Here is a 15,866-nt window from a genome sequence, read left to right on the forward strand (position 1 = left end):
ATCTCCGCCTCTGTTGGCACCCATCTGATTTTCCATCAGATCATAATCTATTCTATACTTTTTAAACAAGACTAACATGTCATTGCATAGCATATTAGAAAATTTTGCTCATCCTGCTACTCTATTCTTTTTTCTTGGGATGATCGCCGTATTCGTAAAATCTGACTTAGAAATACCTCCACAAATAGCCAAGTTCCTGAGTATTTACCTACTATTCGATATTGGTATCAAAGGAGGGGAAGAACTATTTCATAGTGGTTTCAATGGTCAGGTATTGCTAGTCATTGTTGTTTGTGTTTTGGGTTCATTTCTCATCCCGTTTGGGATGTACTACATATTGAAACGAAAACTCAGCGTGCATGATGCTGGGGCGGTAGCAGCCACGTATGGGTCTATTTCAGCAGTCACGTTTGCCACGGGTACTGCATTTCTCGAATCTCAGGGCGAACCATTTGGAGGTTACATGGTAGCAGGAATGGCGCTTATGGAATCACCAGCCATTATAGCTGGATTGATCTTGATTCGAATGAACTCGAAGTCAGAAGAATCCACAACCAATAAAGCAGGGTTCAATCATATTCTTCGTGAGGCATTTTTCAATGGATCTGTCCTATTGCTAATTGGCAGTTTGCTGATCGGATATATCGCTGGAGAGACTGGAGAAAAAGAATTGAAGCCGTTTGTTAATGAAATATTCTTTGGAATGCTGAGCCTCTATATGTTGGACATGGGACTTTTAGCTGCCAGGCGCATCAAGGAGCTGAAAAAAGCGGGTGGTTTTGTAGTTTCCTTTGCCGTACTTTTTCCTCCAATTATTGGCTTGTTTGCGATTGTGCTTTCGTTCATATTAGGATATGGGCCAGGAGACGCACTACTTCAAACCATACTGCTTGCTAGTGCATCTTATATAGCTGTACCAGCAGCGATGCGAATGGCGGTACCTCAGGCAAACATGAGTATATTATTGCCCATGTCTTTAGGCATTACATTTACATTCAATATATCATTAGGTATTCCTCTTTATTACTTTCTTATTCAACTCATTTGGGCTTAAACACCATGGATATTATGGAATTACAAAAATTAGAAATAATCATCTCCAACACCTATCTCGAACAACTCGTGGATCATCTCGAAGACATTGGTGTAAACGGATATACTGCCTTGGAAATATTCAGAGGCAAAGGCATCAGAACTGGTGAACACCTTTCAGAAGGACTGCTACCTACAACTAGAAATACACTGATCATCTGTCTGGTCACAGAGGATGTCGTGGAAGAAATTTTTGAAGACCTAAAAGTGTATATCAATGAGCGAAATGGTGTTTTATTCACTGTCCCCATTCTTCGCCATATGGGCATAAATAATAAAATTTAAAGGTCTATACTGTTTGGGTCAAAGGGTGACCATAAAAGTGCAAAAAATTGGACCATTCATTTTAGTATTTGTTACTAGCTTTAATCAATCTCTATTTTCACAACACTAGAGTTAATTGGTATTGCAGTCACATTCTTATTCGTCATTAAGAAGATTATATCCTTCGTCTTTCCAATTAATTTGCCTTCCTCAATGGTATTGTCTTTTACAACAATTGACAATGTTGGTTGATCTTCAATTCTGTCTTTGAAAAATTGGCCATACTTTGACCCAGCGAGTATGATGTAAAAAATAAAAAGTGAAGAATAGATAGAAATTCGATATGCATTGAACCAACTTTTCTTATCAAATCCAAAATTGACCCTGGAATATGTCCTTGGTTTGTATTTCATAAAAAACGAGTCAAGCTTTAAGGCTGCATATGGAATGATTGTAGATAGAATGGAGAATAAAATGATGAAAATGTCTTGAAAGGGTGCAATCAGAAAATCAAACACATCGGCATATTGGAAAATATTGATCCCAAACTCTGAATATTTGTGAAAATTAAATACCATTCCGATACCGACTAATAATAAGTAGGATACAGATATTAAAGTTTGGAATTCTTTGATGAATAATTCAATCGAATTATTCATCAAACCTTCAATTGTTTTCTCTTCCTTCATAGTATTGATGGTAGCATTCAGTCAAACACATTGTATGTTTTCTACTTTCTGAACTATTAATTTAAAGTAAGATAATCTAAATCACCAACCAATCCTTGGCGTCCTCCACTGTATCGAAAGCTCGAGTATTGTTGCCAGTGAAACGGTTGTAAGCATTGAAGAGAACTTTCTTAGCGCCAGTAATGCCCACGGCGGCTCTTTTAATTGTTAGGTGATGCGTGATTTTTCCACTCTCCTTTGCTTTGTCCACTACTTCCGGTACAGCGAAAACGCCTGTCATATTCGATAGTCTGAGTAATGGTTTGTTAAGCTTCAAAGCATAGTCTGTAGCCTCGTCCATTTCCTTGAGTATTTCCTCCTTGCTCATGCCCATGTAATCGACGTATAATATTTCTTTTCCCTTGTGTGTGATGAGACTGTATCCTGCCATTCAGTAAAAAGTTTAATTGAGCAATATGATAAATTTTGGTGGGTCAACAAAGTGATTAATCAATTGCTTTTGTGTCAAATTATAAAAGTGAAATTTTAATTCTGAGAATTGAATTGCTAAATATTTTAGTAATTTAGTAAACTCATTTTCGGGTAAGCAAAACGTTTCGGTTTCATGGATTACATCAAAGGCAGGGGAGCACAGATCAACCCTGACAATCGTTTTTTAGAGCATGGTTACGAAAAGGATTTATCCTTCTTGCAACACTTACATCAAGCTGGAGAAAAAGAGCGCAAGCCCAAAACAGAATACATTACGGTTCACCCCAAAACCATAGTCAACAAAGTAGATAGTCCCGACATTCCCTTCTCGTATTCGCTCAATCCCTACCAAGGCTGTGAACATGGCTGCATCTACTGCTACGCTCGCAATTCGCACGAGTATTGGGGCTACAGTGCCGGCACTGATTTTGAAACTAAAATCCTAATCAAAGAAAATGCACCTGAGCTACTCAAAGAAAAATTCAAAACAAAAACCTGGAAACCTGTGCCCATCATGTTATCCGGCAATACAGACTGCTATCAGCCCATTGAGCGAAAGCTGAAAATCACCAGATCTTTGCTGGAAGTTTGCCTGAAATATAGACATCCTGTAGGTGTAATTACGAAGAACGCCATGGTCACTCGCGACATAGATATACTGAGCGAATTAGCCAAAATGAAACTGGCCAAGGTGGTGATCTCACTCACTTCGCTGAAAGACAAAACCAGAAGTTTGCTCGAACCCAGAACGAGCGCTGTGGGTGTACGGCTAAACGCAATCAGAAAGTTATCCGAAGCCGGCATCCCTACTATGGTGATGATGGCACCTATCATTCCATCCATCAACAGTATGCAGATTATGAAGTTGGCAGAGAAAGTGGCTGCCAATGGCGCCACCGATGTGGCCTACACGATCATCCGATTGAATGGCATCATTCCTGAGATATTTACGGATTGGGTGGAGAAGAATTTTCCTGATCGGGCAGATAAAATATTGAATCAGATCAAAGAGTTGCACGGAGGTTCACTCAACGACAGTCGATTCAAAACCAGAATGAGAGGAGAGGGTGAATTGTCCGGTCAAATTCATCAAATGTTCGCTCTTGCCAGACGCAAATACAAACTAGGGTTGGACAAACACCCATTTGACCTGACGCTCTTCAGAAGAATCAAAGATGACAATCAGATGGAGATGTTTTAGCTTTTGAGTAGAGAATTAAAAATACCAATCTGACCCGAATGGTACAAGTCATGCTCTACTACACCCTGCATCAGGTAGCTATTGATATAACTCCTGTTTGGAGTTTTTTCTTTGAGCCAATCATCATCTTTGGTCTTTAGTATGGACAACAAAGATTCTTGAGACTCGGCCAGCTTGGATAAGTAATGGGCTTTGGCATCTCCTACAGGTTTTGGTACCGGCCAATCCTTATCGCTATTTATCGGTATATCATATTCTTGGTTTCCTTTGAGCACTTCAATAGCCAATTGGCGCCAAGCCAGCACATGCTCCAACAAATGTGCAATGGACTTTTTGCCCGGGGTCACGATTTTAGTAAAATGCTCAGACGGAATACTTGAGAGCAAAGCCATCAGTGATGCCCCGTGCCAGGGACTTCCGTCGTAGATTTCTTGAAATTTTTGTGTGAGTTGTTCGATAGTCATAGTCGGTGTACTTAGAAAAAATACTAAATTGAAAAAAACTGTAATTCAATCCTATATGCGAACGATCATCTGCCTTTTCAGTTTCATTCTATGTAACCAACTAGCCGCTAGCCAGAATCCCGAAATCATTTCTACCAAAAATGGAGAAATAAAAGTCTATCCGATACTACATGCCACCATGGCCATTCAATACCAGGAATTCACGATCTATGTAGATCCATACGGTGGAAAAGAAGCGTTTGAAGGTGTTCCCAATCCGAACCTTATTTTGATTACAGACATTCATGGAGATCACATGAACCTGGAAACACTGAATGAATTAGGCGCTCAATCGACGCAAATCATAGCTCCTCAAGCAGTAGTTGATAAGCTCACCTCCACATTCACCAACCTCTCGGTACTTACCAATGGTGAGACTACCTCCATACAAGGTATTGACATCGAGGCCATTCCAATGTACAACCTGCCCGAAGACTCTAGCTCCAGACATCCTAGAGGCAGGGGCAATGGTTATGTTTTAACCATAGGGGCCAAGAGGATTTATATTTCTGGCGACACGGAGGACATAGCTGAAATGCGATCCCTTGAAGATATTGACATCGCCTTTGTATGTATGAACCTACCCTACACCATGACTGTTGAAGCGGCTGCCGATGCCGTAATGGAATTCAAACCTAAAGTGGCCTACCCATTCCACTATCGTGGAAAAAATGGTTTTAGCGATATAGAAACTTTCAAACGGCTGATCAATGTAAGTTCGGATCAGATTGAAGTAAGACTGGTCAACTGGTATCCAGAAAGAGAATAAACTAAAGTTTTCGCCTTTCTCCCATCATATCACCTATTGAAAGCTGATCATTTTCTATAAAAAGTATTTCTCCAGATTCGCCGAGTTTGATACTTGAATCTACTACGACCACCTTGTCGTTGTAAAGCGACTTGACCCTATCCTGCGAAGTGTGTCCAACTACGATTCTATTTACGCCATAATAGCTAAGCACTGCATCCAATTGAGTCTCAGTAAAGTTGTCGTCTTTGAAATACCCTCTATACCAAATGGGGCCTTGAGACTTACTTAAGAATTTTATTCTAGGGTCGTTGTAGATAGAGTCTTCTTCCTTCGCATCAATAATTTTATCAATAAATGTACTATTGATATCAGCTACTGAAAACTTACTCGCAGCTAAAGCAGGAGACAGTCCTCCATGCACAAACTGAACATCATTGATACTAATGGTCACCGGCTTGGTGCGCAGCCATTTACCCAATTCCGATTCAGGTCCAAAAATTTGCCAATAAGGCATTTGAAACAATTGCTCTGTTTGACGGTACTTATCATGGATATATCTCAGATCCCCAGTCAGAACCATCACTTCATGATTGCCTAATAAGTAGTGCACTTTTCCTCCTGCAGCAGCAGCCTGCTGCTCGAGTTGATAAACGAACCATAGGCATTCTTGTACCTTGTCCCCTCTATCAAAAATATCCCCAACGATCACAAAATGTCCTTCGCCATAAGCCCATTGATTTTGAGTATCTATAATCCCATTGTTTTGAAGAATTTTGACAAACAGATCATACTGCCCATGTACATCGCTCAGTGCGGCTATTTTCTCTACCCCTTGGAAGTTAAATATATTTTCCTCTTCATCTTTGTAGTCTGAAAATAGATACCTGGGGTCAAAATACTTTTCATCCTTACTTTTGAATTTAGAATAGTTTTTCGCTGACAGCATTTTCTTTTTGGCCACACTATCTTCCACCCATCTTACCAGTAATTTCTTCCCCTTTTCAAAAATATAGGGTCCGTCATTCAAAGGTTCTTCTGATACAAATGCTCCAAGCATAACTATAAAACCGCCCATTGCGAGCAGCGAGAATATTTTTTTCATAGAATAAATATATCTATTACTTCTAGTAATAAAATAACCGCAGGGTGTTTTTTAAATCAATCATTCATACCTCAAACTCTCAGTAGGATTAGCATTGGCGCTGCGTAAGGATCTTATGAAAATGGTAATCAAAGCCAAGATCAAGGACAGCAAGGCCCCAATTAAAAATGTTTCCCATGAGTTGATCAGTTCTATTCGATAGGCAAAATTTTCAAGCCACAACTGGATAGCATACCAGGCCAAGGGAATTGAAATCACACTTGCCACGGCGATCATTAAAACAAACTCTCTGGATATAATTTGCAGCAGAGAAACCACACTGGCTCCCAGTGCTTTCCGAATACCAAATTCTTTTCTTCTCCTTTCGACCACAAATGAGACCAGTCCAAAGATGCCCAAACAAGCGAGAAAAATAGAAACGCCCGAAAACATCTGAAAGATTTGGCTTTGCTGTTTCTCCTCGGCATAAAGCTGCTCTAAAGAGTCATCCATAAACTCATAAGTGATTGGGTAATTTGGTGCCAACTCTGCATAAATCTCTTCAACTTCTCTCAAACCCTCGAAAATTTGACTGTGGTCAAGTTTGATGCCCATCCTGCGATGATAATGTCCAGGTACAATCATGAGCGGTTCCATTTTGTGGCGCAGTGAATTAAAGTGATAGTCTTCTGTGACTCCCACCACCACATGCTCTAATGTGTCCCACATGGGTATTCTAAATTTCGTTCCTATGGCCTCTTCCAAAGAAAGACCTAAATCCTGAAGCGTCTTTTGATTGACTAATGCCGCATGTGCATCATTGAGTCTATATTCGTTTGAAAAATCTCTACCTATCGCCAAGTCAATATTAAAAACTTTCAAATAGTTTTCATCAACAAACGCAGTTCGCATTCTTATATCTTCTACATCCCCTAAAAAGTCAACCGTTGTTCCATCGTGAAATCCACCTGGCTCACCTGACATAGAAGTGGCTAACTTTATCTTAGAGCTTTGTAATAGTCTGGTTTTGAATGCCTCTCTATTATCTCGTATTTCTTCGTTATCAAAATCAACCATCACAATGGCCTCGCGATCGAAGCCAAGACTTTTGCTATTGACATAATCCAATTGCTCTTTGATGATGAGTGTGGAAATGATCATAAAAATGGAAATAGAGAACTGTGCAATAACCAACCCTTTCCTCAACCATAAGTTATTTTTTCTAAGATGCGTCTGTCCTTTAAAAACCTCCAACGGTTTCAAATTTGATAGTAGAATAGCCGGGTAAAGACCAGAAAGTAGTACTGTAACAACGAGCAAACCTGCGAAAAAAGTAATGACCATTGAGTCCAACCAAGACGTGACAACCGAAAGATCGAACATACGATTGAATGTAGGAAGTATTACTTCAGTCATCCCAACGGCCAATAGGATAGCTACCAAACAAACCATAGTCGATTCGCCTAAAAACTGCAACACCAATCTTAGTTTGTTTCCACCCAATACTTTGCGCATCCCTATCTCCTTAGCTCTTCTAAACGATAAGGCAATAGCCAGATTGAGATAATTGAAACAAGCAATGAACAATATTGCGACTGCCACCCCGGCCAACAATATGACAGCATCCTTGTTGCCATGTTTGGCCCAATCGTATCTGACCTGATCAAAATAAATATCGTTGAGTGATTCTAATTCAATATCAATTCGCTTTCCAGACCTCTCGAAATCCTTTCCAAAATACTTATCCATGAACTGAGGAAACTTCTCGTTGAGTCCCTCGGCAATCAAAGGAGATTCTACTCGCACATAAGTGAACAATCCATTATTCCACCAGCCTTTCATAAAGCTGAAATCTTCTATGTACTTCATAGACCCCATAAAATCAAAGTCTAAATGTGAATCAGCTGGCCATTCATCCATCACTCCACTTACCACAAATGGTTCTTCTTTATCTAAGATTAAAGTTTTGCCTAAAGGGTTTTCGTTACCAAAATATTTCTGAGCAGCTGCTTTAGAAAGCACAATAGCATTTGGCACATCTAATACCGTGGCAGGATCTCCTACAGACAACGGAAAAGAGAAGAATTCAAAGAAATTAGGATCGGCAAATAAAAGTTTGTCCTCCTTAAAGGTTTTGTCTTCATATTCAAACAATGCCTCGGTAGAGTATATCCTTAAAGTACTTTTGATGTCTACGGGGAAATCCAATGCTAAATGTGGCGCATAGGGGCCAGAAGTAACTCCAATCTTGTACTTCTCTCCGTTCATCTCACTCAAGCGAATCACCCGATATATTTCATCTTTATTCTGATGAAAATTATCATAGGCCAACTCCCCTTTGATGTAGAAAAACAAAACAAAAACGCATAGCATACCCAAAGCATAGCCACTGATGTTGAGTATGGTAGTAGAACGGTGCATCCAAAGTCCTCGAATGGTCTGCACGATATTAAAATTGAACATGATATAAAATTTTGAGTTTTGACTTATTGATTTAATGGTGGATGGGCGCAGGTAGGTCAATACTTGATAGAAGAATTTCCACTTCGATTGTAAAGTGCTTGGATTGAGTCCTTCCTTATATTCTATCAGGTTGCCTTCGATCTCTTCATGTAGTTCTTCTCTACAAAGTCGATGAACGAGCCATAGCGCCCAGCCGGGTATATAGTGATTTTCAGCTGGCATTAACCAAATTTTAAAGCAAACTGTGGCACCTGATCCCAAAGGGATTTTCTCATCTCTTTGATAGTGTTCAGCTCAGCTTTACCAGCGGCCGTCACCTGATAGATGCGTTTTCTTCTGCCACCTCTTTCTTTTGTAGGCTCTCCCATTTCAGAAGTCAGAAGGCCTTTTTTTTCTAACCTAGAAAGTGTGGTATGCAATGCTCCCATGGTGATGGAGCGATTGGCCTGTTTCAGAAGTTGATTTTGAAGGCTAATCATATAGGCCTCATCCTGAAGGATCAATACCATGAGCAAGACCATTTCTTCAAATTCACCGATTGTACTTCGTTTCATTGTATATACTTTTACTTTGCAGAGGTAATATACAAACTTTCAAAACATTAGTTCTGCAAAATGAAATGAAATGGCATTTAACCTTCAATTAATATTTTTCGTAAGCCATAGACGTGCTTGCTAAACTCTATCATACTAACACGCGTCTGCTACGCTACATGATTTTGCCCGTATTGGCTATGATACTGACTCACTTGGTCGCCTATAAAAAGTTGCCATTTGATCCTGAATACCAATTCCCACTTCTTACATTTTCATTTGTCCTTCTCATATGTGCCATTTGCTGCGAAGCCAATTTCATTTGCTATGGAGAAATGAGAAAAAAGTATTCAAAGCAAGACTTCAATAGCCGTTCTATTACCACTCAACTTTTAATTTCCGGAGCATTGACCGCTATCGTTTTTGGCTTATTGATCTACAGTATCAACTATTTTGTTTTTGGGGTGGTGACACCTTTGACACGATTTCTTTCCTCCCTCCTCATTGCCGAATTGATTATCCTATTGGAAACCTTGTATTTCATTACAAGGGACTTATACCTATCTCAGAATACCGTTGAATCAGTACCATCCAAGGCAACATGGCAAATAGTCAATGGAAGAAAGACGCAGTTGATTGAGGAGGAAGATATCGCTTATTTATTCTCTCAATCAGGCTTAGTCTATTTGATTACCAATAGTGGCCGTAAAATACTCACACAATTCAACTCGTTTAATGAAGTGAAAAACAACTACAATCTTGATTCTTTCTTTCAAATCAATCGACAGTACCTAATTAAATTACATGCTATTGATACTGTCATGAAAGAGGTGAATCAGAAGCTTCAAATCAAGTTGTCGCCTTCTGCGCCTGAGATTCCAGCAGCAGCCATGATCAGTCGCTACCGCAGTGTTGATTTCAAAAAATGGATGACACAATAAGACCATTCATTCCAAAAACACCTACCATTCATTTTAGTAATTGCCAATTTTTCTGCCGTCAGCCATCATCGATCGTAACTATGAGCAGAAACCAAAATTTAATTACTATGAAAACAATTTCACTTATGATGCTTGCCTTGGTACTCACCAGTGCAGGATCAAATCGATCATTATCAAAGAAGGAAATCAAGTATACGACTAACTACCTGAACACCTCCATGTCATTAGCATTTAGTGCTGTAGAAAATCTATCCCAAGAACAATGGAACTATCAACCTGATTCAGAAACCTGGTCTATCGCCGGAATCTGTGAACACATGCTCATTGCAGAAAGAAATATACTTGTATTGATTCAAAACAAAATCATTGCAGACGAAGCTAATCGACAAGTAAATGAGGCTGATTTGATTAGTAATGAAGCGATTATTGTGGGACTAAAAGACAGAGGAGAAGGTAAGAGAAGAAAAACAAACGAACGATTCGAACCCACTGGCGCCTTGAAAACACCAGCCCAGTTTATGACCGAGTACAAAGCAGCCAGACAAGCGACTATCGATTTCGTAAAAAATACAGAGGTAGATTTGAACGCCTACTACTGGCCAAGCCCACTTGGGGACAAACTATCTGCTTACCAATGGACTATTCTACTCAGTGCGCATGCAGAACGACATACAGCTCAAATTGTAGAAGTACAATCGACCAGCAGTTATCCTATGTAGATCAACCTAGTAAAAATGGTTATTTGAGTTTACTGACCGTGAATAACACGGTCAGTTTTTTCTATTGTACGGAAATTAAGTGTATGATCATCTCGGCAAAGACTATAAAGATATATAGTACTGCAAGTGACAGCTGGGCATCTAAAGAAACACCAACCAAGCGATAAACACACCACAAGCCAATAATTAAAAAAGGAATGAATTTGAATAGGCCAAACAATCCGGCGTACTGATTTAGTTCATACGTTTTCCAATCCGCTTCTATCACCACCCTAGTAGGCTGTTCAAAAATAGGTGTACTAAACACTTCCACTTTATCAATCATTTGACTGACTAATAAAAAATCCAGCGTTCGCTTTTTAAATTTCATTTGAAATTTGTCAATAGTCAAAGACTCATAGTACGAAGGGTGATCTCTATTAAATACACTGGAATGTAAGCTTCGCCCCTCGGTTCTTACCTGAGGCAAGCAAAGGTCAATAGCAACTATGAAATTCAGCAACACTACTACTGCACTTGCGAAACCGAAAATTTTCAAAAACAATTTCGTTAATTCTTCTTGTCTACGTGTTTCATCCTCTGCCTTCTTTCTTGCATAGGCCTTGGCTCTCCTTCTCCAATCGTCATATGTGTGATCTTGTACGTCATAATCATAAGCAGGTGCAGTGGATTGAATAGTGGTTGGTCGAGGGCCAACATCGGTTAAAAACTTGTAGGCTTCGTTGATCTCTATAAACCTCTCTCTTGCATTTTCATCCTTGCTCACATCAGGGTGATATATTTTCGACAATCGTCGATAAGCAGATTTGATCTGAGCTTTAGACGCTCCCGGGTTCAATTCCAGGATCTCCAGATACTGATTTTGCATTCGTCAAATATAGTAGAGTCAACAAGAAATTGGTCATAAAAAAACCCTGATGGTATCCATCAGGGTTTTAAATTTATAGTAGTGTCTCGTCCTGAAATAGCGTTACACAAAGAGTGTAACTAAATGAAAGACAAGCCTTACGTAAAAAGAACTCAGAAGGATTATACGCTGAGTTTTAAACTAAAAGTGGTTGAAGAAGTAGAAAGTGGACTACTTAATATCACGCAAGCTGCAAACAAATACGGCATTCAGGCAAAAAGTACTGTTCGCGATTGGTTAAGAAAGCATGGGGGATTAGATTGGGAACACAAATCCCGTTTGCCCTTGGAGAAATCACCAGAACAAAAACTACTAGAACTTGAAGCCAAAGTGCGACTACTGGAGAAGCAAAAAGCCTCTCTGGAAAAGAAGCTGGAGTTCACAGATAAGAAGGCTATCATTTTCGATATGATGATTGATATCGCAGAAGATGAGTTGAAGATCCCTATTAGAAAAAAGTCCTTACCTCAGCAGTTGATCGATTCAAAGCTGAACAAAAAGAAGGGGTAACCCTGGCCTGTAGGCTGTTGGGGGTCAATAGACAGGTTTATTATCGTTCCCTTAAAAGGACAAAACAAAAACAAGAAATAGCCACTCAAGTAGTAGCTATGATTCAAGAAGTACGTATGAAAATGCCGCGTATTGGCACTCGAAAATTATATCATTTACTCTACGAGCAACTCAGAGAGCTAAATGTTGGACGAGACAGATTATTTGCCATTATGAAAGCTAATCATTTACAGATAATGCCAAAGAAGCAATACCACATCACCACAAACTCACATCATCGTTTTAGAAAACACAAAAACCTGGTTGATGGATTGGTAGTTAAGTGCCCAGAGCAGGTTTGGGTCTCAGATATCACCTACATTGGTACACGAGAAAACCCGATGTATTTATCGTTGGTTACCGATGCCTACTCAAAGCTGCTCATGGGATATAATGTATCGACAAGCCTGGATGCTTCAGGTGCTCTGTCGGCTCTTAAAATGGCGATTGTCAATCGGAAATATCCTGAGAGAGAATTAATACACCATTCTGATAGAGGTCTACAATACTGTTGCGATGCCTATCAGCAGTTACTTGATCAGGCAACAATTACTTGTAGTATGACAGAAACTTATGACCCATATCAAAATGCTGTGGCAGAGAGAATCAATGGAATATTGAAACACGAATTTATCTTAGGTATCACCACTTCAGATGTAGAACTGATGGACAAACTCATCAAGCAAAGTATTTATATTTACAACCATGATCGACCGCATTGGAGCTGTTGGATGAATACACCAGCCTTTATGCATCAGCAAAACAAGGTCAAGATCAGAAACTATAGAAACAAAAATAGCATCGAGTTAAAACCCGATGCTATCTAATATTTTATCCTAAAATCTGTAACGCTTATTTAGGACTAGTCATAGGCCCAATTAGTGAGCCATCATCTTTTCCTTCTTCTTTTTTAATTGCCTTCTGAGGGCTTCTACCGCCTCATCAGCTCCAGCTTCGAATGACTTTGCATGCTCCTTTGAAAACACCTGTCCACCAGGTATATTCAATTTAATCTCTACTATCTTGTTTTCTCTTGCGTCGTCTTTTTCAACTTTCAAGATAACCTCTCCGTCAATGATCCTATCATAAAACGTCTCTAATTTGTCAACTTTCTTTTGAATGAAATCAACCAATTTTTGATCTACGTCAAAATGAAGGGAATGAAACTGTAACTTCATAAGATTAATATTTAATGTTAGAAAATAATTTAAGCCTTTGGATGCGCCTGATCAAAAACCGACTTCAGCTTATCCAAAGAATTGTGCGTGTATACCTGAGTGGCAGCCAAACTGGAATGACCCAGTAAATCCTTGACAGCATTCAGATCTGCACCGTTGTTTAACAAGTGTGTCGCATAGGTATGCCGCAACACATGAGGGCTCTTCTTATACACTTTTGAAATGTATCCCAAATATTTCTGTACGATTCTATACACCATCATTGGGTAGCACTTTTTTCCTTTGTCCGTGGTGAGCAACCAATCATCTGTTGCGCCAACCTGCTCCTTTACTTTTCCATACGCCTCGATGAGTCGAATGTTGTCCAAAGTCAAAGGAATAATTCGTTCCTTATTTCTTTTTCCTAATACCTTAATGCTTTGATTAAAATGATCGACGTCTTGGCCTTTGAGATGTATCAATTCTGACAATCGAATACCAGTACCATAAAGTAATTCTATGATGAGTTTATCTCGTGTGCCTTCAAAGTCATCTGAAAACTCTACCCTATCCAATAGGTTGTCCATTTCGTCTTTCAAAACGAATTCTGGAAGTGCTTTTGCAGTTTTGAGAGGTCGTAGTTTAGTCGCAGGGTTTTCCTGAATTACCTCTCGCTTAAGGAGAAACTTATAAAAAGAGCGAAGGGAGGCAATTTTGCGATTTACAGAACGCGGATTAATGTCAGCCTCTATTAATGAAACTACCCAAGCACGAAGCATCTTGTGACCAGCTTCTTCTAGGGTCAATTCTAAATCAATACATTCCAAGTAATCTTGAAACTGAAGGAGATCAGTCTCATAAGCTTGTACAGTGTGGGAACTGTATCTTTTTTCTTGTAGGAGGTATTTGAGGAATGGTTTTATCATTAGTATAACCTTGATTGAAGGCTATACTAACTTATAAAAAACCAAGCACAAAAACTACTGATTTTAGTAGTTTTCTTTGGCGTACATTTTTTGCTTGTAGGCCGCTTTAATCAACTCTTCTCTTCTAGCAACAGAAGGCTTCTTAAAAGCTGTTCTAGCTCTCAATTGCTTCAAAACACCAGTTTTTTCAAACTTCTTTTTGAATCTCTTCAAAGCTCTATCTACTGATTCGTTTTCTTTTACGTTAATAATCAACATTATCTTCTATTTTTAAACGGGCTGCAAATTTATGACACTTGTCATTAATTCACAACCCGTTTCTATAATTATCTTAAATTAATTGTTTTACTTATCGAAAAGTGTTCTTGCAATTACCAGTTTTTGAATTTCGGAAGTACCCTCTCCAATAGTACAAAGCTTCGAATCTCTGTAGAATTTCTCCACTGGAAAATCCTTTACATAACCATATCCACCAAATATTTGCACTGCATCATTCGATACACTGACCGCAGTTTCTGAAGAATGTAATTTGGCCATAGCCGATTCTCTATTTACACTCTTACCTTGATTTTTCAGTTCTGCAGCCTCTTTGATCAATAATCTTGAAGCCATGACTTGTGTAGCCATATCTGCTATCTTAAAGGATATGCCTTGAAACTTGGAAATCGATTGATTGAATTGCTGTCTTTCCTGAGAATAGGCCACTGCTGCATCCAACGCTCCTTGAGCAATGCCAAGACCTAAGGCAGCAATCGAAATTCTACCACCGTCTAATATTTTCAATGCCTGCACAAAACCTTCTCCTACCTCACCTAGCAAATTTTCAGCTGGTACGCGACAGTCATCAAAAATCATTTCTGCAGTTTCTGATGCTCGCATTCCAAGTTTATCTTCTTTTTTTCCTCCAGAAAAACCTGGAGTTCCTCGTTCCACAACAAAAGCTGTCATCCCGTGAGAATCACCGGGCTCACCAGTTCTTGTCATCACCACAGCCACATCGCCCGAGATTCCATGGGTGATAAAATTCTTAGTACCATTAATCACCCAATGATCGCCGTCTTTTACAGCAGTAGTTTTCATATTCCCTGCATCAGAACCGGTGTTTGGTTCGGTCAAACCCCATGCGCCTATCCATTCCGCACTTGCCAATTTTGGTAACCAACGTTGCTTCTGCTCTTCATTTCCAAACTGCATAATATGCCCAGTACACAATGAATTGTGTGCTGCTACAGACAAACCAATAGAACCACACACCTTGGCAATTTCAGAAACTACAGTGACATACTCATGATAACCAAAACCAGATCCACCATATTCTTGTGGTACAAGTACTCCCATCAATCCTAGTTCTCCAAGTTTTTTAAACAATGGAATAGGAAATTCTTGACTTTCGTCCCACTTCATAATGTTTGGTTTGATTTCTTTTTCACAGAAATCATTTACCATGTCTTTTATCATTTGGCAGTTCTCAGCAACCAATTCCGGCGTATTTTCGCTAATATTATTCATCTTATCTTGTTGGTTATCAATTGTTAACAGCAATGTTAAGAAATATTTTCGCCATATATACTCATAGATTTAAATATTGTTTCCTTACAAGAAAAAAAGATTTGTAAAAA

General features: G+C 39.2%; 19 protein-coding genes. 8 read left to right on the top strand and 11 right to left on the bottom strand.

Annotation, left to right across the window (positions count from 1 at the left end; all coding sequences use genetic code 11):
* The first annotated feature begins 76 nt into the window (after positions 1–76).
* Entirely contained in the window at positions 77–1,054 is a 978-nt protein-coding gene (locus tag ACO6S2_RS20055) for a sodium-dependent bicarbonate transport family permease (RefSeq protein ID WP_422360345.1), read from the top strand.
* Positions 1,055–1,068: 14 nt separating this feature from the next.
* Complete coding sequence (locus ACO6S2_RS20060) at positions 1,069–1,377, top strand: P-II family nitrogen regulator (RefSeq protein WP_422360346.1); 309 nt, start codon at positions 1,069–1,071, stop codon at positions 1,375–1,377.
* Between the two features lie 80 nt (positions 1,378–1,457).
* On the opposite strand, the gene ACO6S2_RS20065 is transcribed toward ACO6S2_RS20060, so the two are convergent.
* Positions 1,458–2,045 (bottom strand): hypothetical protein, encoded by a 588-nt coding sequence (locus ACO6S2_RS20065; protein ID WP_422360347.1) that lies wholly within the window; start codon positions 2,043–2,045, stop codon positions 1,458–1,460.
* 76 nt (positions 2,046–2,121) lie between these two features.
* Complete coding sequence (locus ACO6S2_RS20070; RefSeq protein ID WP_422360348.1) at positions 2,122–2,475, bottom strand: hypothetical protein; 354 nt, start codon at positions 2,473–2,475, stop codon at positions 2,122–2,124.
* Positions 2,476–2,649: 174 nt separating this feature from the next.
* On the opposite strand from ACO6S2_RS20070, the gene ACO6S2_RS20075 reads away from it, so the two are divergent.
* A complete protein-coding gene (locus ACO6S2_RS20075; RefSeq protein ID WP_422360349.1) occupies positions 2,650–3,717 on the top strand; it encodes a PA0069 family radical SAM protein in 1,068 nt (355 codons plus the stop codon).
* Here the strand turns inward: ACO6S2_RS20075 and ACO6S2_RS20080 are convergent.
* A complete protein-coding gene (locus ACO6S2_RS20080) occupies positions 3,714–4,181 on the bottom strand; it encodes a DinB family protein (protein ID WP_422360350.1) in 468 nt (155 codons plus the stop codon). The two genes, ACO6S2_RS20075 and ACO6S2_RS20080, sit on opposite strands and share 4 nt — an antisense overlap.
* 28 nt (positions 4,182–4,209) lie before the next feature.
* Here ACO6S2_RS20080 and ACO6S2_RS20085 point away from each other — a divergent pair, with 28 nt between their 5' ends.
* On the top strand, positions 4,210–4,989 hold the full coding sequence (locus tag ACO6S2_RS20085; protein WP_422360351.1) for an MBL fold metallo-hydrolase: 780 nt from the start codon (positions 4,210–4,212) through the stop codon (positions 4,987–4,989).
* 1 nt (position 4,990) lies between these two features.
* Here ACO6S2_RS20085 and ACO6S2_RS20090 read toward each other — a convergent pair whose 3' ends face one another.
* From ACO6S2_RS20090 to ACO6S2_RS20100, 3 genes are read right to left on the bottom strand one after another with little or no spacing between them, the layout of a single operon-like run.
* Positions 4,991–6,073: a metallophosphoesterase gene (locus ACO6S2_RS20090; protein WP_422360352.1), complete on the bottom strand. Its 1,083-nt coding sequence runs from the start codon at positions 6,071–6,073 to the stop codon at positions 4,991–4,993.
* Positions 6,074–6,133: 60 nt separating this feature from the next.
* On the bottom strand, positions 6,134–8,737 hold the full coding sequence (locus ACO6S2_RS20095) for an ABC transporter permease (RefSeq protein WP_422360353.1): 2,604 nt from the start codon (positions 8,735–8,737) through the stop codon (positions 6,134–6,136).
* Positions 8,737–9,069, bottom strand: a complete 333-nt coding sequence (locus tag ACO6S2_RS20100; RefSeq protein WP_422360354.1) for a PadR family transcriptional regulator — start codon at positions 9,067–9,069, stop codon at positions 8,737–8,739. The genes ACO6S2_RS20095 and ACO6S2_RS20100 overlap by 1 nt, the downstream gene beginning before the upstream one ends.
* Positions 9,070–9,182: 113 nt before the next feature.
* On the opposite strand from ACO6S2_RS20100, the gene ACO6S2_RS20105 reads away from it, so the two are divergent.
* Entirely contained in the window at positions 9,183–9,989 is an 807-nt protein-coding gene (locus ACO6S2_RS20105; protein ID WP_422360355.1) for a LytTR family DNA-binding domain-containing protein, read from the top strand.
* A 107-nt stretch (positions 9,990–10,096) separates the two neighbouring features.
* Positions 10,097–10,708, top strand: a complete 612-nt coding sequence (locus ACO6S2_RS20110) for a DinB family protein (protein WP_422360356.1) — start codon at positions 10,097–10,099, stop codon at positions 10,706–10,708.
* A gap of 61 nt (positions 10,709–10,769) precedes the next feature.
* Here ACO6S2_RS20110 and ACO6S2_RS20115 read toward each other — a convergent pair whose 3' ends face one another.
* Positions 10,770–11,576, bottom strand: a complete 807-nt coding sequence (locus tag ACO6S2_RS20115; protein ID WP_422360357.1) for a J domain-containing protein — start codon at positions 11,574–11,576, stop codon at positions 10,770–10,772.
* A 123-nt stretch (positions 11,577–11,699) separates the two neighbouring features.
* On the opposite strand from ACO6S2_RS20115, the gene ACO6S2_RS20120 reads away from it, so the two are divergent.
* On the top strand, positions 11,700–12,125 hold the full coding sequence (locus ACO6S2_RS20120) for a helix-turn-helix domain-containing protein (RefSeq protein WP_422360209.1): 426 nt from the start codon (positions 11,700–11,702) through the stop codon (positions 12,123–12,125).
* 17 nt (positions 12,126–12,142) lie between these two features.
* On the top strand, positions 12,143–12,991 hold the full coding sequence (locus tag ACO6S2_RS20125) for an IS3 family transposase (protein WP_422360208.1): 849 nt from the start codon (positions 12,143–12,145) through the stop codon (positions 12,989–12,991).
* Positions 12,992–13,042: 51 nt separating this feature from the next.
* On the opposite strand, the gene hpf is transcribed toward ACO6S2_RS20125, so the two are convergent.
* The 4 genes from hpf to ACO6S2_RS20145 all read right to left on the bottom strand — a co-directional run bounded on the left by hpf (position 13,043) and on the right by ACO6S2_RS20145 (position 15,756).
* On the bottom strand, positions 13,043–13,342 hold the full coding sequence (gene hpf, locus ACO6S2_RS20130; RefSeq protein WP_422360358.1) for a ribosome hibernation-promoting factor, HPF/YfiA family: 300 nt from the start codon (positions 13,340–13,342) through the stop codon (positions 13,043–13,045).
* A 29-nt stretch (positions 13,343–13,371) separates the two neighbouring features.
* Complete coding sequence (locus ACO6S2_RS20135) at positions 13,372–14,247, bottom strand: tyrosine-type recombinase/integrase (protein ID WP_422360359.1); 876 nt, start codon at positions 14,245–14,247, stop codon at positions 13,372–13,374.
* Positions 14,248–14,310: 63 nt separating this feature from the next.
* Positions 14,311–14,505, bottom strand: coding sequence for a 30S ribosomal protein S21 (rpsU, locus tag ACO6S2_RS20140; RefSeq protein ID WP_318170303.1), 195 nt, complete (start codon positions 14,503–14,505; stop codon positions 14,311–14,313).
* Between the two features lie 87 nt (positions 14,506–14,592).
* Positions 14,593–15,756, bottom strand: coding sequence for an acyl-CoA dehydrogenase (locus ACO6S2_RS20145; RefSeq protein ID WP_422360360.1), 1,164 nt, complete (start codon positions 15,754–15,756; stop codon positions 14,593–14,595).
* Positions 15,757–15,866: the final 110 nt, after the last annotated feature.

This window comes from Reichenbachiella sp., assembly GCF_965233835.1.
Lineage (GTDB): Bacteria > Bacteroidota > Bacteroidia > Cytophagales > Cyclobacteriaceae > Reichenbachiella.

Bases quoted from the DNA above. Each gene is read 5' to 3' on its own strand.
- ACO6S2_RS20075 (WP_422360349.1), top strand. From the start codon at position 2,650: ATGGATTACATCAAAGGCAGGGGAGCACAGATCAACCCTGACAATCGT.
- ACO6S2_RS20055 (WP_422360345.1), top strand. From the start codon at position 77: ATGTCATTGCATAGCATATTAGAAAATTTTGCTCATCCTGCTACTCTA.
- ACO6S2_RS20115 (WP_422360357.1), bottom strand. From the start codon at position 11,576: ATGCAAAATCAGTATCTGGAGATCCTGGAATTGAACCCGGGAGCGTCT.
- ACO6S2_RS20070 (WP_422360348.1), bottom strand. From the start codon at position 2,475: ATGGCAGGATACAGTCTCATCACACACAAGGGAAAAGAAATATTATAC.
- ACO6S2_RS20100 (WP_422360354.1), bottom strand. From the start codon at position 9,069: ATGAAACGAAGTACAATCGGTGAATTTGAAGAAATGGTCTTGCTCATG.
- hpf (WP_422360358.1), bottom strand. From the start codon at position 13,342: ATGAAGTTACAGTTTCATTCCCTTCATTTTGACGTAGATCAAAAATTG.
- ACO6S2_RS20095 (WP_422360353.1), bottom strand. From the start codon at position 8,737: ATGCCAGCTGAAAATCACTATATACCCGGCTGGGCGCTATGGCTCGTT.
- ACO6S2_RS20065 (WP_422360347.1), bottom strand. From the start codon at position 2,045: ATGAAGGAAGAGAAAACAATTGAAGGTTTGATGAATAATTCGATTGAA.
- ACO6S2_RS20080 (WP_422360350.1), bottom strand. From the start codon at position 4,181: ATGACTATCGAACAACTCACACAAAAATTTCAAGAAATCTACGACGGA.
- ACO6S2_RS20135 (WP_422360359.1), bottom strand. From the start codon at position 14,247: ATGATAAAACCATTCCTCAAATACCTCCTACAAGAAAAAAGATACAGT.
- ACO6S2_RS20060 (WP_422360346.1), top strand. From the start codon at position 1,069: ATGGAATTACAAAAATTAGAAATAATCATCTCCAACACCTATCTCGAA.
- ACO6S2_RS20120 (WP_422360209.1), top strand. From the start codon at position 11,700: ATGAAAGACAAGCCTTACGTAAAAAGAACTCAGAAGGATTATACGCTG.
- ACO6S2_RS20145 (WP_422360360.1), bottom strand. From the start codon at position 15,756: ATGAATAATATTAGCGAAAATACGCCGGAATTGGTTGCTGAGAACTGC.
- ACO6S2_RS20110 (WP_422360356.1), top strand. From the start codon at position 10,097: ATGAAAACAATTTCACTTATGATGCTTGCCTTGGTACTCACCAGTGCA.
- rpsU (WP_318170303.1), bottom strand. From the start codon at position 14,505: ATGTTGATTATTAACGTAAAAGAAAACGAATCAGTAGATAGAGCTTTG.
- ACO6S2_RS20090 (WP_422360352.1), bottom strand. From the start codon at position 6,073: ATGAAAAAAATATTCTCGCTGCTCGCAATGGGCGGTTTTATAGTTATG.